Raw genomic sequence first — 20,043 nt, 5'->3', positions numbered from 1 at the left:
CTAGCGAAAGGGATATCCGATGTTCCCACGGTTCCGTAGTCAGCATCTCGACGGTGCACGGCCATGAGCCTGCCGATGGAAAGATCCAATCGGCGGATACTGATCGTGGACGATACGCCAACGATCCATGAGGATTTTCGAAAGATTCTCAGCCCCCACGCAGTTCCGGAAGACAGCCTCAGCAGCGCCGAGGAAGCCTTGTTCGGCGCGCCGGTGGCGGTTTCCATCCAGAGCTTCGAGCTCGAATCGGCGTTCCAGGGCATGGAAGCCTTGAACAAGGTCGAAACGGCCCTTGCCCAGGGCAAGCCCTTCGCCATGGCATTCATCGACATGCGCATGCCGCCGGGCTGGGACGGCCTTGAAACCATCGAGCGGCTGTGGCGCGTCGACCCCAAGTTGCAAGTGGCCCTGTGCACCGCCTATTCGGACTATTCCTGGGAAGACATCGCTGATCGCCTCGAATTGGGCGACCGGCTGCTGATCCTGAAAAAACCCTTCGATGCCATCGAAATCCGCCAAATGGCCAGCACCCTGACCGTCAAGTGGCAGATGACCGAAGACGCGGCGTTGAAAATGGACATGCTCGAACGAGCGGTCGAGGAACGCACCCGGGAGTTGGCCGACGCCAATATAATCGTGCAGAACAGCCCGACCATCCTCTATCGCCTGCGCGGCGAGCCGCCGTTCCCGTTGATGTATATCTCCCACAACATCACCAAGTTCGGCCATGTCGCCGCGCAACTGATCAATTCGCCGGATTGGGCGCAAACGCTGATCCATCCCGATGACCAGGCCAAGGTCGACGAAGCCATGGTCCGCGTGCTGGACCGCGACACGGCGGGCGCCTCCATTGAATTTCGCATGCGCACCGGCGACGGCGCGTTCCGCTGGGTGGAGAACCGCTATATCCCGGTGCGCAACGAGCAAGGCCTGCTGCTGGAAGTCGAAGGCATCATCCTCGACATCACCGAGCGCAAGCTGGCCGAAGATAAAATCGCCCTGCTGGCCCGCACCGACGGGCTGACCGGGCTCGCCAACCGCGCCACCATGATCGAACGCCTGCATCAGGCCTTCGCTGCCGCACGCCGGGGCGCCGCGCCGTTTGCGATGTTCTACCTGGACCTGGACCATTTCAAACGGATCAACGACACCCTCGGCCACCCCATCGGCGATCTGCTGTTGCAGGAGGTCGCGGCGCGGCTCAAGGCCTGTACCCGGGAAAACGACGTGGTCGCGCGCCTGGGCGGCGACGAATTCGCCATCCTGCAACTGGACGTCCATGAGGCGACCCACTGTGCCGCGCTGGCGGCGAAGATCCGCGACGCCCTCGTGGCGCCCTACTCCCTGGACGGCAACGACGTACGCATTTCCGTCAGTATCGGCATCAGCCTGTACACCCCGCAGAGCCCAAGCGCCGACAGCCTGATGGCCCAATCCGACATGGCCCTGTACCGTTCCAAGGAAAAGGGCCGCAACCAGTACCACTTCCATAACGAGGAAATTAACCAGGAGGTGACGGACCGGGTCGCCCTGGCCAACGATCTGCGCAACGCCATCGAGAACGACGAGTTGCGGTTGCATTACCTGCCCGAAGTCGACCTCGGCACCGGCCGGATCCTTGGCATGGGCGTGCAGGTGCGCTGGAACCATCCTCAGCGCGGCTGGCTGGAACCGGCGGCGTTCATGCCGGCCGCCGAGAAAACCGGGATCATCATCGGGCTCGGTCATTGGGTGCTGGACCAGGCCTGCCAACAGATGCGCCAATGGCGTGACCAAGGCATGGCGCCCCCCGTCATCGCCATCGACCTGTCCCTGACCCAACTCAAGACCGGACCGGAACTGATCTACGATGTGTTGCGCACCACCGCCCGGTGGGAGCTGGCGCCCTGGGACCTGCGTTTCGACGTCACCGAAGCGACCCTGGCCCAGACCAAATGGACCCACAACGACGTGCTGCCGCGCCTGTGCGAGCTGGGCGTGCAGGTGGCCATCGATGATTTCGGCACCGAATATTCCTCCTTCGATTACCTCAAGACCTACCGCGTCAACCACCTCAAGCTTGCCCAGCGATTCCTCGACAGCGCCAATGACGATCCGGAGAACGCCACGACCCTGCGGGCGATCATCAACTTCGCCCGGGACGTGGGCATCGGCATCATCGCCGAAGGGGTCGAGACCCAGGAACAACGCACCACCCTGATGTCCAGCGGTGGGCCGATGCAGGCCCAGGGGCATTATTTCAGCACCGTGGTGGACAGCGACCAGGCTGCCGCCCTGCTCAAGGCCGGCACCATCGTCCCGGTGGCCGATCACTGGACCCGGCCGGCAAGCCAGCTATCGGAGAGCAACCCATGAACCCCATGTCCGTACCGGCGAACAGGCGAATCCTCGTGGTGGACGACACGCCCGCCATCCACCAGGACTTTCGCAAGATCCTCAGCCCCAGCGCCGGCAACGACGATTCGCTGGACGACACCGAGAGCCTGTTGTTCGGCACGCCCCAGGTCAACCGGCTGCAGTTCCAGATCGACTCGGCCTACCAGGGCGAAGAGGCATTGGAACTGGTCAAGCGCGCCCAGGCCGAAGGCCAGCCTTATGCGCTGGTGTTCGCCGACATGCGCATGCCGCCGGGTTGGGACGGCCTGCAAACCATCGAACAATTGTGGAAAGCCGACCCGCGCTTGCAGATCGCGCTGTGCACCGCGTTTTCCGACTACTCGTGGGAGACCATGTCCGAACGCATCGAGTTCGACGATCAGTTGCTGATCCTCAAGAAGCCGTTCGACACCCTGGAAATCCGCCAGATGGCCAGCGCCATGACCTGGAAATGGCAACTGGCCCAGGACGCCGCGCGGAAAATGCGCAGCCTGGAACGCACCATCGAAGAGCGGGTCCAGGAACTGCTCAAGGTCTCCCACCTGCTGCAATACGACGTGCTCACCGAACTGCCCAACAGCATGCTGCTCGGTGATCGCCTGACCCAGGCCCTGGCCCAATGCCGCCGCCATGACCGGCAACTGGCGGTGATGTTCATCGGCCTGGACCGCTTCAAGCGTATCAATAACGCCCTGGGCCATCCGGTGGGCGACGAAATGCTCAAGCGCGTGGCGCGCACGCTCGCTGCCGTGGTGCGCGAATCCGACTCGGTGTTTCGTTACGGCTCCGATGAATTCGTGGTCATCCTCGGCGACATCACCGACTCGCAACTGATCAAGGGCGTGGCGGAAAAACTGCTGGCCTCCATCAATTCCCCACACCCCATCGACGGCCACGACCTGACGGTCACGGCGAGCCTGGGCATCAGCGTGTATCCGGCCGACGGCTTCGACGCGGTGGCGCTGATCAAGAAAGCCGAGACGGCGATGCGCAACGTCAAGGAACACGGCCCCAACGACTACCGTTTTTTCACCGAGGACATGAACCGCCGGGCCCGCCAGCAGCAAACCATCGAATCCGGGCTGCGGCTGGCCCTGCAACGCAAGGAATTCGTGTTGCACTACCAGCCCAAGCTCGACCTGACGAGCGGCGAAGTGGTCGGTGTAGAGGCACTGGTGCGCTGGAACCGCCCGGACCATGGGCTCGTCTACCCGTCGGATTTCATTCCGGTGGCCGAGGACAGCGGGCTGATCGTGCCGCTGAGCCAATGGGTGCTCCAGGAAGCCTGCCAGCAGGCGCGTCGCTGGCAAGCCGAGGGCATGCGGCCGCTGTACCTGTCGGTCAACGTCTCGGCGATCGATTTTCGCCAGCGCGGTTTCGTCGATGGCATCGCGCGCACCCTCAAGGAAACCGGCCTGGATCCGACACAGTTAGAACTGGAGATCACTGAAAGCGTGCTCATGCAGAACATCGACACCACCGTCGCCACGCTCAATGCCATCAAGCACCTGGGCATACGGCTGGCCATCGATGACTTCGGCACCGGCTATTCGAGCCTGAGCTACCTGCAGAAATTTCCGGTGGATGTGTTGAAGATCGACCAGTCGTTCGTCGGCGACCTGAGCATCGACAGCAACGACGCGAAACTGGTGAGCACCATCATCAGCCTGGGCAAGAGCTTGAACCTGCACATCATTGCCGAAGGCGTGGAAACCCGGGAGCAGCTGGAATTCCTCAAGATCCACCACTGCGAGGAAGCCCAGGGCTATTACTTCAGCAAGGCCGTGGAACCGCAAGCCTTCAGCCAATGGATGGCTGAATGGGAACAACGCCCGAACCCGTTTTCGTGAGCGCCAGCGTTATAACCCCCCTGTTTCAAGGGAAAGCATTTCAAAGGAAAGCACCCCATGGCGTCACACGGACTGATTCTGGCTCTCGGCCTGCTGGCGGGACTGAGCGTGACCGCTCACGCCGAGCCATTGGACGAACCGCTCAAGCCGCTGCCTCCCTTTCCAGCCCTGGACCCCAAGCGGGTCCAGTTGGGCCAGCGGTTGTTCAACGACCCACGACTCTCGGTCAATAACACGCTGTCCTGCGCCAGTTGCCATCGCCTGGACAAGGGCGGCGCCGACGACAAGCAGTTCTCCCTGGGTTTCGACGGCAAGCCGGTGGACGTCAATACGCCCACGGTGTTCAACGCCAGCCTCAACTTTCATCAGTTCTGGGACGGGCGTGTCGACACCCTCGAAGAGCAGGTGCACATCGTGGTCACCAGTCCCGGGGAAATGGGCAATTCCTGGGAAACAGTGGTCAAGCGCATCGCCGACGATCCGGGCTATGCCAAGGACTTTTCCGCCGCCTATCCCGACGGCGTGACCCAACCCAACATCAAGGGGGCGCTTGCCGATTACGAGCGCACCCTGCTGACCCCCAACTCGCGCTTCGATCAATACCTGCTGGGCGATACCGACATCCTCACGCCCCGGGAAAAATTCGGCTACCAGCGCTTCAAGGAATACGGCTGCATCGCCTGTCACCAGGGCGTGAACATCGGCGGCAACATGTTCCAGAAATTCGGCGTCATGGGCGACTATATCCAGGACCGGGGCAATGCCACCCGGGCCGACGAAGGGCGCTTCAACATCACCGATGACGAAGCCGACCGCCAGGTGTTCAAGGTGCCGAGCCTGCGCAACGTGGCCGTCACCTCGCCGTATTTCCATGACGGATCCGCGCCAACGCTGGAGAAGGCAGTGGAGGTGATGTTCAAGTATCAGTTGGGCCGCGAGCCCCAGAAGAACGATACCGAACTGATCGTCGAATTCCTCAAGACCCTCACCGGTGAATGGGAGGGCAAGCCGCTATGACTCTTTCCCGTCGCCTCGGCCTGGCGTTCATCGGCGTACTGCTCGCCTCGATCCTGTTGTTCATATACATCCAGTCGGGTGCCCAGCAAGCCGCCTCGCATATCGAATCCCGCGACCTGATCCGCCAGCTCAAGCAGCAGGACGGCATCTGGGACAACGAAGTGCTCAAATCCAGGATCGCTTTGAGCCACAATTACGACCCGTTGGTCTCGCCGTTGTACGAAATGGCGCGCCTGTGGCAGCGCCTCGACGCCATCGAGTCGGAACCCGGCCGCCATGCGCCTACGCTCTGGGCGACCCAGCGCGACGAATACCTCAAGGCAATCAAGGAAAAAACCCGCCTGGTGGAGCAGTTCAAGTCCCACAACGCGGTGCTGCGCAATTCCCTGGCATTCCTGCCCACCGCCGAAGACGACATCCAGCGTCAGTTCGCACAACTGTCCGACAGCGAAAAACTGGAGTTGCAGAGTGTCGCCATAGACACCTATGACCTGCTGCTCAGCACCCTGGAGTTTGCCCAGATCACCACCCGCGAGCAGGCCGCCGAAGTCTTGCTGGGCCTCAATCTGCTGGACGTCAACAAGGATCGCCTGCCGACGGGGCTCGTCGGCTCCGTCGATATCTTGCGCAGGCACATCGCGCTGATCCTGCGTGAGCAGCCCTTGGTCAACCAGTTGCTGCGTGACTTCGAAGCGGTCCCCCTGGCTGACCGACTGGACACCATCACCGGCCTCTTGGAGAGGGACCAGGAAAAAGCCGCTGCCGATCATCAGCGCAACCATATCCTGTTGCTGGTGTTCGCCAGCTTCCTGGTGCTGATATTGATCTGGCTGGCGGTTCGCCTGGTGCGCAGTTTCGGCGAGATCAAGCGGGTCAACAGCGCCCTGCAAACCGCCAATGACGAGCTCGAACAACGGGTCGAGGAACGCACCCGCCAGCTCAAGGATACCCAGAGCGAACTGATGGACACCGCCCGCCAGGCCGGCATGGCGGAAATCGCCACCAACGTGCTGCACAACGTCGGCAACGTGCTCAACAGTGTGAATATCTCTGCCGATCTGGTCAGCCGCAAATTGCGCAGCAGCAAGGCCCTGGGGCTGGGCAAGGCGATGAACCTGATCAACGAACACAGCCACGACCTGGGGCACTTCCTCACCGAGGACGAAAAAGGCAAGCTGCTGCCCGGTTACCTCAACCAATTGGTCGAAGCCATCGCGACGGAGCAACAAGGCCTGACCGACGAACTGGCGCAACTGAGCAAGAGCGTCGATCACATCAAGGACATCGTGTCCACGCAGCAATCCTATGCCGGCGCCAATAGCCTGATGGAGCCGCTGGTGGTCAGCGAACTGCTCGAGGACGCCCTGCGCATGAACTCCGGCGCCCTGACCCGTCACCATGTGACGGTGATCAAGGAGTACGGCGAGGTGCCGCGGATCATGGGCGACAAGCATCGCCTGCTGCTGATCCTGATCAACCTGATCAGCAACGCCAAATACGCCATGGCGGGGGTTTCCAACCATGCGCGGAACATGACACTCAGGGCCATGGTCGTGGGCGAGTCGCTGCAAATCAGCGTGAAGGATGAAGGCGAAGGGATCCCAGAGGAAAACATGACGCGCATCTTCGCCCATGGCTTCACCACCCGTAAGGAGGGCCACGGGTTCGGCCTGCACAGTTGCGCACTGGCGGCGATTGAGATGAACGGCCACCTCACCGCACACAGCGAGGGGCCTGGGACCGGGGCAACGTTTGTATTGCAACTGCCCTTGAAACTCGCAGAAGGTGAGCAATGAACAACATGAGCAACCGGCGCATCCTCTTGATCGACGATACGCCCGCCATCCATGAAGACTTCCGCAAGATCCTGACACCGGAGGATGAGAGCGACAGCGACTTGCAGGATATGGAAAGCGCACTGTTCGGCGAGGCCCCGAAACCCGCCGCCACCGTGTTTGAACTCGACTCGGCCTACGGTGGCCAGGAAGGCCTGGCCAAATTGCAACAGGCATTGGCCAAGGACCTCCCCTATGCCCTGGCGTTCGTCGACATGCGCATGCCCGAAGGCTGGGACGGTGCCAAAACCATCGAAGAGCTGTGGAAGGTCGACGCGCAACTGCAAGTTGTGGTCTGCACCGCTTATTCGGATTATTCCTGGGACGAGCTGCTCGACCGTCTCAACGGCCATGACCGCCTGTTGATCCTGAAAAAGCCCTTCGACAACATCGAAGTCCAGCAGATGGCGAACACCCTGACCACCAAATGGGAGATGACCTCCCGTGCCCGCCTGAAGATGAACAAGCTCGAAGACCTCGTGGAGCAACGCACCCTGGCGTTCAAGCAGGCCAGCGAGCTGCTGCAGATGGAAATCGACGAACGCAAGATGCTCGAGAGCCAACTGGTGCAGTCGGAGAAACTCGCCTCCCTGGGTCAATTGGCAGCCGGCGTCGCCCATGAGATCAACAACCCGATCGGCTTCATTTCCTCCAACCTTGGCGCCTTGGGTGGTTATTTCAGCAAGCTCGAGGAAATGCTCCAGGCCTATGGCAGCGCCGAGCAGGCCATTGCCTCGCCGGAGCTGGTGATGAACTTGAAGAGCCTGCGCCAGGAGGTGGAACTGGATTTCCTGGTGGAGGACATTCCCATCCTGATCAAGGAGTCCAAGGACGGCATCGCCCGCGTCGGCCAGATCGTCAAGGACCTGAAGGATTTCTCCCGCGTCGACTCCAGCCAGGAATGGCAAATGGCCAATTTGCAACAGGGCATGGATTCGACCTTGAACATCGTCGCCAACGAGATCAAGTACAAGGCCGACGTGGTCAAGGAGTACACGCCACTGCCAGAGGTGGAGTGCCTGCCGTCGCAGATCAACCAGGTGATCATGAACCTGATCGTCAACGCCGCCCAGGCCATCGGCCCGGAACGTGGCACCATCACCCTGCGCAACGGCGTCGAAGGCGACACCGTCTGGATCGAAGTCGCCGACACCGGCTCAGGCATGCCACCGGAAACATTGCAGAAGATTTTCGACCCGTTCTTCACCACCAAGCCTATCGGCCAAGGCACTGGGCTTGGGTTATCGCTGTCCTACGGCATCGTGAAAAAACACCACGGTGAGATCACGGTGAGCAGTGAAGTGGGCGTGGGGACGACGTTCCGAGTGGAGCTGCCGGTGCGGCAGATGAAGTTGGCGGGGTAAACGGCTGCACTTTCCAATTTCAGCGAGAGGGCTCTTGTGGCGAGGGGATTTATCCCCGCTGGGCTGCGGCCCCAACAGCGGGCCCCGATACAACAGTAAGACCGCGCCAGCCGGTTTTCGACTGCTGCGCAGCCGAGCGGGAGCAAGCTCCCTCGCCACAGGGTTGCATTCCACGCTAATGTCTCGCCAACCGCCCTCCCCCCAAGGAACCCGCATGAGCCTATCGTTGCTGAGCCGCTACGCCTTCTTCGCCGGCTGCGTGATCTTCACCCTCGCCAGCCTGCCGTTCCTGCAACACGACTGGCTCTGGCCGATTGCGCTGGTGACGGGACTTCTGAGCCTGCTGGGGCTGTTCGACCTGCTGCAAACCCGCCACGCCGTGCGGCGCAACTACCCGATCCTGGGCAACATTCGCTACCTGGTCGAAGGCATCCGGCCGGAGATCCGCCAGTACCTGCTCGAATCCGACAGTGATGCCCTGCCCTTCTCCCGCGCCCAGCGCTCGCTGGTGTATTCCCGGGCCAAGAACGAAAGCGCCGACAAACCCTTCGGCACCTTGATCGACGTCTACCAGACCGGCTTCGAATTCATCGGCCACTCCATGCGCCCGGCCCCGCTGAGCGACCCCAGCGGCTTCCGTGTGATGGTCGGTGGCCCGCAATGCACCCAACCCTATTCGGCCTCGGTGTTCAACATCTCGGCCATGAGCTTCGGCTCCCTGAGTGCCAATGCCATACGTGCGTTGAACCAGGGCGCCAAGCTCGGCAACTTCGCCCACGATACCGGCGAAGGCAGCATCAGCCCCTACCACCGCGAACACGGCGGCGACCTGACCTGGGAACTGGGCAGCGGCTATTTCGGTTGTCGCACCAGCGACGGGCGCTTCGACCCGGAGCGCTTCGCCGCCCAGGCCCGCAACCCGCAGGTACGGATGATCGAAATCAAGATGAGCCAGGGCGCCAAGCCCGGTCATGGCGGGATCCTGCCCAAGCACAAGGTCACGCGGGAAATCGCCGAGACCCGCGGCATCCTCATGGGCGAGGATTGCGTCTCGCCGTCCCGACACAGCGCTTTTTCCACGCCTCTGGAACTGATGCAGTTCGTCCAACAACTGCGCGAACTGTCTGGCGGCAAACCGGTGGGCTTCAAGTTCTGCCTGGGCCATCCGTGGGAGTTCATGGGCATCGCCAAAGCCATGCTGGAAACCGGGATCCTGCCCGACTTCATCGTCGTCGATGGCAAGGAAGGCGGCACCGGCGCCGCGCCAGTGGAGTTCACCGACCACATCGGCGTGCCGCTGCGCGAGGGCCTGCTGTTCGTGCACAACACCCTGGTGGGCCTGAACCTTCGGGACAAGATCAAGCTTGGCGCCAGCGGCAAGATCGTCAGCGCCTTCGACATCGCCAGCGTCCTGGCCATCGGCGCCGACTGGGCCAACGCCGCGCGCGGCTTCATGTTCGCCATCGGCTGCATCCAGTCCCAAAGCTGCCACACCAACAAATGCCCCACCGGCGTCGCCACCCAGGACACCCTGCGCCAACGCGCCCTGGTCGTCCCGGACAAGGCCCAGCGGGTCTACAACTTCCACCGCAACACCCTCAAGGCCCTCGCCGAAATGCTCGCCGCTGCCGGGCTTGACCATCCTTCGCAATTGCAGCCCAAGCATTTGGTGCGGCGCATGTCGGCCACCGAGATCAAGCTGTTCTCGCAGCTGCACGTGTTCTTGAAACCGGGGGAATTGCTGACTGGTGAAGTGAACGGACAGTTCTATTCACGGATGTGGCAACTGGCGCGGGCGGACAGTTTTGAGCCGCAGGAAATCGTGGCCGCATAAATTCGCACTCGCTCCCGTGGCGAGGGCATCGTTCTTCGAGATGCACCGCACTCACGCCCTACCGCCCACGCCGCGCTCATCGAACGGTACATCGACCCGCTAAGAAAATTTCACAGCTACTTCAATGGCGAGGCAGAAATCGTTCTCCGGGTGAACAGATATGCAACGACATCGCCGTCAACAAGCGTAAGGCTCCGTTCCCAATATTTATCTGATAGAGGCGGTGTGGCGTTAACCCTGAACGTGATCCACCAAACTCTATGTCCAAAACTATTCAAGCGTTTTAGATCAGCGTAATACCCCCCCTTGGGGCGCTCGTTCAACAAGGCATAGCCGTTACGGTTAGAGAAACCTGAAGCAATATTGAAAGAGGCGTCGGTATAAATCCTCGGTTGTATACCGGTCCGATTGTAGTAACTAAATGGCAGATACAACAATAAAAACTCAACCACGATTTCATCGTTTGATCGAGCAGCTTGCTTGATCTGTACTGCCAGCCCATCAAGTCTTAAACTGCTACGAAAATTGGTTCCATTCAATGTATCTGCCTGCTGATATACCGCGTACACCCCCAATATCTCTGATGTCAGCACAACCATCAGGGCCGGAAGCAAAAGAACTATTCGGTGCCCGACAATATCCAGCGTTGTAGCAATAATAAGAGGCACACCGACTGCAGCGAATACCAGATAGCGAGTGCTGAATACCGGAACGACCAACGCCACCAGAACAAGAATGAAAGCGGGGATCAAGAAATAGCCGATCAATAAACCGTTAAAACAATATTGACCATGGTCTTTCCATATCATCACCGCTGCACATGCAAGGACCACCACCAGGGGAACTGCATGCAGCAATCGCAATTGTTCCTCCACTGCATTCATTATCGTGAATTGCCAAACAAGGCTCAGCACTGAGTGCGCCGTAACGGGGGGTATCCATTTAAGCCCATTCATTGACAGCTGCTCTATGAAATGAGGCATCCAAGGCAAAAACAGCATCACGATAACACCATTGACCAAAATCCAGGCACGGGCAGGGAGAACCGGTCGAAAAAAACGTGCTCCCCACCACCAATAAAACCAATGAGCAAGCACACTCAGAGCAGCAAAGTAATGCGTATAGAAAGCCGCAGTCATCAGCATGACGTAGATGGCTGCGAACCGCTTTTTCTCCGGAGCTTTAACCCAACACACCAATGCAACCGTCGCCCCCATCAACCAGAACCCTAGCAGGGTGTACATCCGTGCTTCTTGGCTGTAGCGGACCGAGATCGGCAGCAACGCTAATAGCAATGCGGCCATCCAAGTGGCTCTTCGCGTGGCAACCAGACTCATCAGTTTTATGCTAAGCAAGACTGTTCCGACGTCTGCGACAACGCCGAGCGATCTCACAGCCAATGCTTCGTCTCCAAACAACACCATCCAGTAGTGCAGCATAAAATAATAAAGGGGGGGATGAACGTCCTTCGCCGTAATGGACCAGATTTGCCAAGGCTCGTGGCTGGCAAGCAATATGCTAAATGCTTCGTCGTACCAGATCGCAGGCGTTGTGATTCCATAAAAACGTACAGCCAGTGCAAGGACCACCACTGCTGCCAAGGCTGGACCGTTGACGAACCAGCTGAAAGGCTTACCTGGATAAGCATGAGGTCCAGTCATAAGCGAATACCAACCCGCTCATGAATGTTCTCGTCGGCTCCTCGCATGTATGGCCCACGCCGAACTATTTCCCTAATGACATACCTCGGTCGATGCTTTGTCTCCAGATAGATCCGTCCGATGTATTCACCCAACACACCGATACCAATCAATTGCACCCCACCCAAAAACAAAATTGCCGTCATCAACGATGGATAACCGGGCAAATCATTCCCAGATAACAGCTTGTCCAGCACCATGTACACTGCATACGCCAACGACAAAAACGAGATACAACCGCCGAGGTAAGACCACAACCGCAACGGCACGGTGCTAAACGACGTGATGCCTTCGAGCGCCAAATTCCATAACTTCCAGCTGTTGAATTTGCTGCTGCCAGCGGCGCGACCGACGCGGTCGTATTCGACGATGACAGTGGTAAAACCGGCCCACGACAGCACACCCTTCATGAACAGCTGATACTCGGGCAGGGTCTTGATAACCTCTACCACCTTGCGATCCATCAGCCGAAAATCACCCACGTTGCGCTCGATATGGGGATAGGCAATCCGGTCCAGCAAGCGATAGAACAGCGCAGCACATCCACGCTTCAGGTAGCTGTCAGATGAACGATCACGACGCTTGGCGAGGACTACTTCGGCGCCTTTTTCCCATTTAGCAACAAGCTTGGGAATAACCTCGATGGGGTCTTGCAGGTCGACGTCCATCGGAATAACCACATCACCGCTGGCATGCTCGATTCCGGCAAATAAAGCGGGTTCCTTGCCGAAGTTTCGAGAGAAATTGATCAACACGACCAGGTTGTCGACCAGCGCGATGTCGCGGGCAAGCGCATCCGTTTGGTCAGCGCTGCCATCGTTGACGAAGACGATCTCGACGCTGTAACCGGCCAGCGCCGGATGCTCCCGAATACTCTTGTAGAACAATCCCAAGGTCTGTTCCTCGTTGAACACCGGAACGACCAATGAGATTTTCATGGGCGGTGCCCCCTAAACACCACGTACAGGGAGAGCAGGAAACCAAGCACCAGGCTCAACAACGAAAATGCCGCCACGGTCAGTAGTCCATGTATCTGCCAGCGATCTCCCAAATAACCCACTACATAGCTGAGCGCCCCCATGAGGCATAGAAAAACCAAATACCCCATCGCTGAGAGTTTGGCATCGAAGGTATAGATCGCATTGAGGTAGTAGGAGAATGAAGCCGCTACGCAAAAGGCTGCGAGATTGCTGGTCGACTGATCGAGACCGACCGCGACACGGAGCACGAAAAACATCTGCCAATGGAGCAACGTGTTGGCCAGCCCGACCAGTGCGTAAGTGGAAAAGCCGCTCCATATCGCTTTCATGCTCGCTCCCGAACCTATGTCCGCGACAGGGGAATTGGTTGGCGACAACGCCCACTAGAAGCGCCCATCCAAGGCGTCCGCACTACAACTTAAACCGAATGAACCCATACCCAATCACCAGGTTCAGCGTGAAATACAAAGACAAAGCGACCGCTATCCACCCAGGCAATTCCAGCGCATCGCCGATCGCGCCGAAGCCATAACTCAGCGCGCCCATTGCGCCATTACCCAATAGATAACCGCGCCACGACTCCCCGGGTCGGAAGATGTAGAGCCCACTCACATAAAACGAAAACACCGCAGCCACGCAGAACGCAGCAAAGTTGCTGCTCGCCTGAACCAGCCCAACGGCGTCGTGCAAGAGAAAAAAAACCTGGCCATGGATCAGTCCATTGACCAGTGCGATAGCCATCAACGCAGAAATCCCATTCATCCTGATACCTAGCCGTTCCCCTATTGGCGGGTTTTCAAGCTAGGCGACAGCCCTGTCGCGGTCTACTGTCAGATCTTACAGGTCGGGCCACGAGTCCGACGGACGGTCGCGCTAATAGCTACAAAAAAGCCCCAGTCATCTGACCGGGGCTTTGTTTTACATCGCGCTTGACCTTACGAAACCGATCGCATCGAACCCTGTGCCTCGGCGGTCGGCTGCAACTTGAAGGTGTAGAACAACACCGTCAGCAGCACCAGGAACGCCGGGCCGATATACAGCGCCACGCGCGTGTCGGGGAAGTACGCCATCAGGCCCACCACCAGTACCAGGAACGCCAGCGCCAGATAAGAGCTGACCGGGTACAGCCACATGCGGTATTTCAGCGCGGCACGCTCGGAAGCGCTCAGGCCTTTGCGGAATCTGAGTTGGGCCAGCAGGATCATGACCCAGGTCCAGATCGCGCCAAAGGTGGCGATGGACGTCACCCAGACGAAGACTTTTTCCGGCACCAGGTAGTTGAGCAGCACGCCCAGCAGCAGGGCCGAAATGGACAGCAGCAGTGCGCGGCGTGGCACGCCGTTGCTGGAGGTCTTGGCGAAGCCGGCCGGGGCCTGGCCGTTTTGCGCCAGGCTGTAGAGCATGCGGCCGGTGCTGAAGATTCCGCCGTTGCAGGATGACAGCGCGGCGGTGATCACCACGAAGTTGATGATGCCGGCGGCGGTCTTGATGCCCAGGCGCTCGAAGGTCATCACGAACGGGCTGCCTTGGGTGCCGATTTCGTTCCATGGGTAGATCGACAGGATCACGAACAACGCCCCGACGTAGAACAGCAGGATCCGCCAGAACACCGAGCCGATGGCGTTGGGGATGGTTTTCTGCGGGTTGCGCGCTTCACCGGCGGTCAGGCCGATCATCTCCACGCCCAGGTAGGCGAACATCACCATTTGCAGGGACATCAACACGCCCGTCACGCCGTTGGGCATGAAACCGCCATGGGTCCACAGGTTGGAGATACCCAGGGCGACGCCGTCGTTACCAAAGCCAAAGGCAATGATGCCGACGCCGCCAATGACCATGGCAATGATGGTGACGATCTTGATCAGGGCGAACCAGAACTCGAATTCACCGAAGGCCTTGACCGCGATCAGGTTGATCGAGCCCATGCTCACCAGTGCGGCCAGGGCCCAGATCCAGCGGGGGACATCGGGGAACCAGACGCCCATGTATACCGCCACCGCGGTGATCTCGGCCACGCAAGTGACCAACCACAGGAACCAGTAATTCCAACCGGTCAGGAAGCCTGCCAGCGGGCCGAGGTAATCCTGGGCGTAGCGGCTGAACGAACCGGCCACCGGATTGTGCACGGCCATTTCGCCGAGGGCGCGCATGATCACCAGGATCGCCAGGCCACCGATGATGTAGGACAGCATGATCGCCGGTCCCGCCATCTCGATAGCCTTGGCCGAACCGAGGAACAGCCCGACACCGATGCAGGCGCCAAGCGCCATCAAGCGGATATGCCGCTCGCCGAGCTCACGTTTGAGCGGACCACCCTGCGCGGTCTCGCCATGGGGCAGATGATTGCCGACTGGCATAGGGATACAACCTCGTCTTGTTATTGGATTGACCACCGAGTCTCCAACGCCGCGGGCGGGTGGCCTGCGAGCATTGCCGAAACCGGGCCTGCCTTGTGGGCAGACCGTCCTGTAGGAAAAATCCTCAAGATCAGCGGGCCGTGCAGTATAAAAAGCCAGGGATAGAGAGTTTCACTGTAAAAGCAGGTTAATTCAGGTAATACCCGAGACGACAATGGCTTTATCAGGTGGGATTGTCTGAACTAACCGCCTTTTTGAAGCGGCGCCGAGTATTGCACAATGATGGTGCAGCGTCATGTGTTGGCATGGGTTGATGGCTCTAACTCAAGGCTCTGGCCTGAAGTTATGGGGATCTGAAAAAGAAACCTGTGGCGAGGGGATTTATCCCCTCGCCACAAAAGTCTCCACGCTTCCCCTGCCCGATCAGGCCTCCACAATTTCCCTCCCCCCATGCCAAGCACCGTCTAAGCTTCAAGCAAGTCCGATCAATCTGCGTGAATGGATCAGTCGACTATGGGCGCTTTGTGGCAAACCGATTCGAACAAACCTGTGGTCCCGACTGAACGTATGGAAGAAGCGCCTTTACCCAAAAAAACTCGCCGCGCTCGGCATGGCTGGCGGGCGTTCTGGTTGTTGTTGCTGATTATCGCGGTGGTGGTCGGCCTGGCCGTGGCCAAGGAAATGCGCACGTCGCGGTTCCAGGCCCGGGAAATCAGCCAGTACGCCGAGTCCCTGACCTATTCGGTGCAACCGGGGCCCAGCGACGCCATCGTTTATCCCGGTGCCGGCCCGTTCGATCAGCGACTGGGCTACAGCTCGCTGGGGGAATTCCTGCCGCGCCTGCTCAAGCGTGACTATGTGGTGGAGGCCCAGGCGCGCTTTTCGCCGGCCCTGATGGACTACGTCAACAAGGGCTTGTTCGTGCCCTATGCGGAGAAGATCCAGGCCGGGCTGACCATCACTGATTGCCGCGCCGCGCCGGTCTATCAATTCAAATATCCACAACAGCTGTACGCCAGTTTCGACGCCATTCCGCCGGTGGTCGTGCAGAGCCTTTTGTTCATCGAGAACCGCTTCCTCCTCGACCCCAAGCAACCCCTGGCCAACCCGGCGGTGGACTGGCCGCGCTTCGGCATGGCGGCGTGGTCGCAGGTGGCCAAGCTGTTGAGCCTGCCGGGGCAATCCGCCGGGGGCAGCACATTGGCGACGCAACTGGAGAAGTACCGTCATTCCCCCGAGGGCTTGACCGTGTCGGGCGCGGAAAAAATCCGCCAGATGATTTCCGCCAGCGTCCGCGCTTACCAGGCCGGCCCGAAAACCCTTGAAGCCCGCCAGCGAATCATCCGCGACTACCTCAACAGCGTGCCGCTCTCCGCCGTGCCCGGGCATGGCGAAGTCCATGGCATGGCCGAAGGGCTGAGGGTCTGGTATGGCGCGGATTTCAAGCGGGCCAATGAACGCTTGTTCAGCACCGCCACCGACTCCAAGAGCCTCGCGGAGAAAGGCCTGGCCCTGCGGGAAATGCTGTCGTTGATGATCGCCCAGCGCCGGCCGTCGCATTATCTTTCGAAGGGCCACGAGGAGCTTGCGCGCCTGACCGACAGCCACATCCGGCTACTGGCCCAGAACGGCGTGATCGATGCCGCGCTGGCCGAGGCCGCTCTCGCCAGCCAGGTCAGCTACCGCGACTGGGTCCAGGACCCGACCGTCCAACCCATCGAAACCAACAAAGGCATCAGCGCCGCCCGCAGTCGCATCGCCGCCCTGCTCAACCGTCCGCTGTACGACCTCGATCGCCTGGACCTTTCCGCCACCAGCACCTTGCAAAGCGATTTGCAGGCCCAGGCCACCGAATACCTCAAGCGATTGGCCGACCCGGCCTTCGCGGCCGAGATCGGCCTGATGGGAGAACGCCTGCTGACCCCCACCAGCACCACCCAGGTGCGCTACAGCTTCACGCTGCTGGAACTGACCCCCGACGGATCGCGCGTGCGGGTGCAGACCGACAGCACCGACCAGCCCTTCGACATCAACGAAGGCAGCAAGCTGGAACTGGGCTCCACCGCCAAGCTGCGCGTGCTTACCACCTACCTGCAGATCATCGCCGAACTGCACGAACGTTATGCCCAACAGACCCCGGCGGCACTGAAGAAAACCGAGATCGCCGAGCAGGATCGCCTGTCCCGCTGGGCGGTGGACTACTTGATCGAAAACAGCGACCGCAGCCTGCCGACGATGCTCGAAGCCGCGCTGGACCGAAAGTACTCAGCCAGCCCCGGCGAGGCCTTCTTCACCGGTGGCGGGCTGCACACGTTCCACAACTTCCGCAAGGAAGACGACGGTCGCCTGCCCACGTTACGTGATTCGTTGCGCGAATCCATCAACCTGCCGTTCATTCGCTTGATGCGCGACCTGGTGCGCTACGCCACCTACGCCGGTCCCAATAACAGCTCCGAACTGCTCAAGGACGACAAGGACCCGCGCCGCCAGGAATACCTGGCCCAGTTCGCCGACCGCGAGGGCACCTCGTTCCTGCTCAAGTTCTGGAAGAAGTATCAGAAAAAGGACACCGGCCAGCGCCTCGAAACCTTCCTCGACGGCATGCGCCCTACCGCGATTCGCCTGGCCGCCGTGCACCGCTATTTCTTTCCCAACGAAAGCCAGGAGAATTTCAACCGCTTCGTACGTGCGCATTTGAAGTCGGCCAAGAGCGCGGAAAAACTCACTGACGAACGCCTCGAACGGCTCTACCAGAGCTACGGACCAGGCGCCTACGACCTGCCGGACCAGGGTTTCATCGCCAAGGTCCACCCATTGGACTTGTGGTTGATGGGGTATCTGCTGAACAACCCCGACGCCAAGTTCAGCCAGATCGTCAAGGCCAGCCGGTTCGAACGCCAGGAGGTGTACGGCTGGTTGTTCAAGAGCCGCCACAAGAGCGCGCGCGACAGTCGCATCCGCACCATGCTGGAAATCGAAGCTTTCCTGGATATCCATCAACGTTGGCAGCAAGTCGGCTATCCGTTCGACCACCTCGTGCCTTCACTGGCCACCGCGATCGGCAGTTCCGGGGATCGTCCCGCCGCGCTGGCCGAACTGGTGGGCACCATTCTCAACGACGGTATGCGGCGCCCGGCATTGCGCGTCGACAGTCTGCAATTCGCGGCCGGTACGCCTTATGAAACGCGTGTGGTCAGCGACCCGGACAGCGGCAAGCGGGTGATGCCCGTGGAAGTGGCCCGCGCCTTGCGCGGCGCATTGTCCCAAGTGGTGGACGCCGGCACCGCGAAACGGGTAGCCGGCAGCTTCAAGCTGGCCGACGGAACGCCATTGGCCATGGGCGGCAAGACCGGCACGGGCGACAACCGCATCGAAGCCATCGGTTCCGGCGGACGGGTCATCAGCTCCAAATCGATCAACCGCACCGCCACCTTCGTGTTCTACATCGGCGACAGCCATTTCGGCACCCTCACTGCCTATGTGCCGGGAGCGTCGGCGCAGAATTTCAAGTTCACCTCGGCCTTGCCGGTGCAGGTGCTCAAGGGCATGGCGCCGTTTCTTTCACCTTACTTGCAGCCGGGGACTCATACCCAGTGCAAGCCGTTGGTGGCACGCAACGCGTCATAGCAGGCAGCCAGGTAAATGTGGCGAGGGGATTCATCCCCTCGCGACAAAATCAGAGCATGACACGGGGCACCGCATCGAAGATCACCGTGAAGTCGGCGTTGTACAGGCCAGGAGAAAGCGGGCGAGGTGGCATCGCAACAACGATCCGCATTTCCGCCTGGGTACCCGGTGTGGACGTGGCGTCGTCCACGACTTCCTTCGGCAGGTTATCCAGGGGCACCTCGTTGAAGATGACCCTCAAGCCCACATAGTCCACCCCGTTGGTCAAAGGGATCGACCCCGAGCTCGCACCGTTTTCGATATAGGCGTGAACCGAACCGTCGGTATTCTTCACGTCAAAGGTGTGGCGCAAGGGCGTCAATTGGTAGGTCAGCGGGTTGTAATGCATCACCTCGTCCTTGCCGAAATCCGGATTTCGCGGCTGCACATGAAACTGCTTGTTCGGTATGTTCGCCGTGATGTGGATGGTTGAACGTGCGTCATCAGCCGCCCCCGCCTGTAACGGGCTCAGGATGGCAGCACCCAGCACAACAGCGGTCATTAATTCATGCATCGTCGTTACCTTTTTGCGTCGTAAAAAAAGACCAAGCCCTACGGCGCCACGGCATCGAACACCATGTGCACGGTGCCGTAGTAATCGCCGGGCACATAGTTTTCGCCTGCGGGCCTGACGGCAGCGATTTCCAAAGGCACTTGCCGTCCGGGCCGGGCTTCGCTGGCCGACACCACCGGGGTCGAGTCGAGGGTCAATGGGACGTTGTTGAACCTCACCTGCAGATCGATGCGTTCACGACCGTTGGACAAGTACGCTTCCTCCGCCAGGCGCGCGTCGATGGAGCCGTTGGAGTTCTTCACCTCGTAGATCGCCCGCAACGGGCTCAGCTCGCCGGTGATGGTGCTGAACGGCAAGCGTTGTTCGCGCTGGACCAATTGCGGGTCGAGGGGCAGCACGAAAAAATCGGCCGATGGAATGGTCACGTAGACCTCGAAGGTTTCCCGCTCGACCGCTGCCCAGGCCGAAGCCCAGGGCAGAATCAGCACGGTCAATGCGAGGGGGCGTAGCGGTGTCTTGGACATGGTGATTACCTGTGCGTTGGCAACGG

General features: G+C 59.9%; 14 protein-coding genes and 1 pseudogene. 8 read left to right on the top strand and 7 right to left on the bottom strand.

Features of this window, described 5'->3' with window-relative positions:
* Positions 1-63: 63 nt before the first annotated feature.
* The 7 genes and pseudogenes from VQ575_RS05540 to VQ575_RS05515 all read left to right on the top strand — a co-directional run bounded on the left by VQ575_RS05540 (position 64) and on the right by VQ575_RS05515 (position 10,276).
* Positions 64-2,355 (top strand): EAL domain-containing protein, encoded by a 2,292-nt coding sequence (locus tag VQ575_RS05540; protein ID WP_198723368.1) that lies wholly within the window; start codon positions 64-66, stop codon positions 2,353-2,355.
* Positions 2,352-4,226, top strand: a complete 1,875-nt coding sequence (locus tag VQ575_RS05535) for an EAL domain-containing protein (RefSeq protein ID WP_039591441.1) — start codon at positions 2,352-2,354, stop codon at positions 4,224-4,226. The genes VQ575_RS05540 and VQ575_RS05535 overlap by 4 nt, the downstream gene beginning before the upstream one ends.
* Before the next feature lie 57 nt (positions 4,227-4,283).
* A complete protein-coding gene (locus VQ575_RS05530) occupies positions 4,284-5,243 on the top strand; it encodes a cytochrome-c peroxidase (protein WP_039591442.1) in 960 nt (319 codons plus the stop codon).
* Entirely contained in the window at positions 5,240-7,039 is a 1,800-nt protein-coding gene (locus VQ575_RS05525; protein WP_325919219.1) for a DAHL domain-containing protein, read from the top strand. The genes VQ575_RS05530 and VQ575_RS05525 overlap by 4 nt, the downstream gene beginning before the upstream one ends.
* Positions 7,040-7,629: 590 nt before the next feature.
* Positions 7,630-7,716: pseudogene (locus VQ575_RS27160) on the top strand (hypothetical protein); the annotation flags it as partial.
* A 57-nt stretch (positions 7,717-7,773) separates the two neighbouring features.
* The gene (locus tag VQ575_RS27155) at positions 7,774-8,442 is read left to right on the top strand and encodes an ATP-binding protein (RefSeq protein ID WP_411829964.1); all 669 of its coding nucleotides are present in this window, start codon (positions 7,774-7,776) and stop codon (positions 8,440-8,442) included.
* A 214-nt stretch (positions 8,443-8,656) separates the two neighbouring features.
* Complete coding sequence (locus VQ575_RS05515; RefSeq protein ID WP_039591445.1) at positions 8,657-10,276, top strand: FMN-binding glutamate synthase family protein; 1,620 nt, start codon at positions 8,657-8,659, stop codon at positions 10,274-10,276.
* A gap of 116 nt (positions 10,277-10,392) precedes the next feature.
* Here VQ575_RS05515 and VQ575_RS05510 read toward each other — a convergent pair whose 3' ends face one another.
* The 5 genes from VQ575_RS05510 to VQ575_RS05490 all read right to left on the bottom strand — a co-directional run bounded on the left by VQ575_RS05510 (position 10,393) and on the right by VQ575_RS05490 (position 15,313).
* A complete protein-coding gene (locus VQ575_RS05510) occupies positions 10,393-11,937 on the bottom strand; it encodes a glycosyltransferase family 39 protein (RefSeq protein ID WP_325919217.1) in 1,545 nt (514 codons plus the stop codon).
* Positions 11,934-12,914 (bottom strand): glycosyltransferase family 2 protein, encoded by a 981-nt coding sequence (locus VQ575_RS05505; RefSeq protein ID WP_325919215.1) that lies wholly within the window; start codon positions 12,912-12,914, stop codon positions 11,934-11,936. The genes VQ575_RS05510 and VQ575_RS05505 overlap by 4 nt, the downstream gene beginning before the upstream one ends.
* Positions 12,911-13,285: a GtrA family protein gene (locus VQ575_RS05500; RefSeq protein WP_039591448.1), complete on the bottom strand. Its 375-nt coding sequence runs from the start codon at positions 13,283-13,285 to the stop codon at positions 12,911-12,913. The genes VQ575_RS05505 and VQ575_RS05500 overlap by 4 nt, the downstream gene beginning before the upstream one ends.
* An 82-nt stretch (positions 13,286-13,367) precedes the next feature.
* Entirely contained in the window at positions 13,368-13,697 is a 330-nt protein-coding gene (locus tag VQ575_RS05495; RefSeq protein ID WP_235433087.1) for a polysaccharide synthesis protein GtrA, read from the bottom strand.
* A 194-nt stretch (positions 13,698-13,891) separates the two neighbouring features.
* Entirely contained in the window at positions 13,892-15,313 is a 1,422-nt protein-coding gene (locus VQ575_RS05490) for an amino acid permease (protein WP_325919214.1), read from the bottom strand.
* 513 nt (positions 15,314-15,826) lie between these two features.
* Between VQ575_RS05490 and VQ575_RS05485 the strand changes: the two genes are divergently transcribed.
* Positions 15,827-18,940 (top strand): transglycosylase domain-containing protein, encoded by a 3,114-nt coding sequence (locus VQ575_RS05485; protein WP_325919213.1) that lies wholly within the window; start codon positions 15,827-15,829, stop codon positions 18,938-18,940.
* A 49-nt stretch (positions 18,941-18,989) separates the two neighbouring features.
* Here the strand turns inward: VQ575_RS05485 and VQ575_RS05480 are convergent, their stop codons facing one another.
* Together VQ575_RS05480 and VQ575_RS05475 are read right to left on the bottom strand one after the other, a co-directional pair.
* Positions 18,990-19,493 carry a hypothetical protein gene (locus tag VQ575_RS05480; RefSeq protein ID WP_039591452.1) on the bottom strand — a complete coding sequence of 168 codons (504 nt, stop codon included), beginning with the start codon at positions 19,491-19,493 and terminating at the stop codon, positions 18,990-18,992.
* 38 nt (positions 19,494-19,531) lie between these two features.
* Positions 19,532-20,017: a CS1 type fimbrial major subunit gene (locus tag VQ575_RS05475; RefSeq protein WP_039591453.1), complete on the bottom strand. Its 486-nt coding sequence runs from the start codon at positions 20,015-20,017 to the stop codon at positions 19,532-19,534.
* Positions 20,018-20,043: the final 26 nt, after the last annotated feature.

Origin of the sequence: Pseudomonas frederiksbergensis (assembly GCF_035751725.1) — a bacterium.
Taxonomy (GTDB): domain Bacteria; phylum Pseudomonadota; class Gammaproteobacteria; order Pseudomonadales; family Pseudomonadaceae; genus Aquipseudomonas; species Aquipseudomonas frederiksbergensis_A.
This window is presented reverse-complemented; position numbering and strand designations above follow the sequence as displayed.

Excerpts from the sequence above, each read along its gene's own strand:
- VQ575_RS05540 (WP_198723368.1), top strand. The coding sequence starts at position 64 with ATGAGCCTGCCGATGGAAAGATCCAATCGGCGGATACTGATCGTGGAC.
- VQ575_RS05535 (WP_039591441.1), top strand. The coding sequence starts at position 2,352 with ATGAACCCCATGTCCGTACCGGCGAACAGGCGAATCCTCGTGGTGGAC.
- VQ575_RS05530 (WP_039591442.1), top strand. The coding sequence starts at position 4,284 with ATGGCGTCACACGGACTGATTCTGGCTCTCGGCCTGCTGGCGGGACTG.
- VQ575_RS05525 (WP_325919219.1), top strand. The coding sequence starts at position 5,240 with ATGACTCTTTCCCGTCGCCTCGGCCTGGCGTTCATCGGCGTACTGCTC.
- VQ575_RS27155 (WP_411829964.1), top strand. The coding sequence starts at position 7,774 with ATGCTCCAGGCCTATGGCAGCGCCGAGCAGGCCATTGCCTCGCCGGAG.
- VQ575_RS05515 (WP_039591445.1), top strand. The coding sequence starts at position 8,657 with ATGAGCCTATCGTTGCTGAGCCGCTACGCCTTCTTCGCCGGCTGCGTG.
- VQ575_RS05510 (WP_325919217.1), bottom strand. The coding sequence starts at position 11,937 with ATGACTGGACCTCATGCTTATCCAGGTAAGCCTTTCAGCTGGTTCGTC.
- VQ575_RS05505 (WP_325919215.1), bottom strand. The coding sequence starts at position 12,914 with ATGAAAATCTCATTGGTCGTTCCGGTGTTCAACGAGGAACAGACCTTG.
- VQ575_RS05500 (WP_039591448.1), bottom strand. The coding sequence starts at position 13,285 with ATGAAAGCGATATGGAGCGGCTTTTCCACTTACGCACTGGTCGGGCTG.
- VQ575_RS05495 (WP_235433087.1), bottom strand. The coding sequence starts at position 13,697 with ATGGCTATCGCACTGGTCAATGGACTGATCCATGGCCAGGTTTTTTTT.
- VQ575_RS05490 (WP_325919214.1), bottom strand. The coding sequence starts at position 15,313 with ATGCCAGTCGGCAATCATCTGCCCCATGGCGAGACCGCGCAGGGTGGT.
- VQ575_RS05485 (WP_325919213.1), top strand. The coding sequence starts at position 15,827 with ATGGGCGCTTTGTGGCAAACCGATTCGAACAAACCTGTGGTCCCGACT.
- VQ575_RS05480 (WP_039591452.1), bottom strand. The coding sequence starts at position 19,493 with ATGCATGAATTAATGACCGCTGTTGTGCTGGGTGCTGCCATCCTGAGC.
- VQ575_RS05475 (WP_039591453.1), bottom strand. The coding sequence starts at position 20,017 with ATGTCCAAGACACCGCTACGCCCCCTCGCATTGACCGTGCTGATTCTG.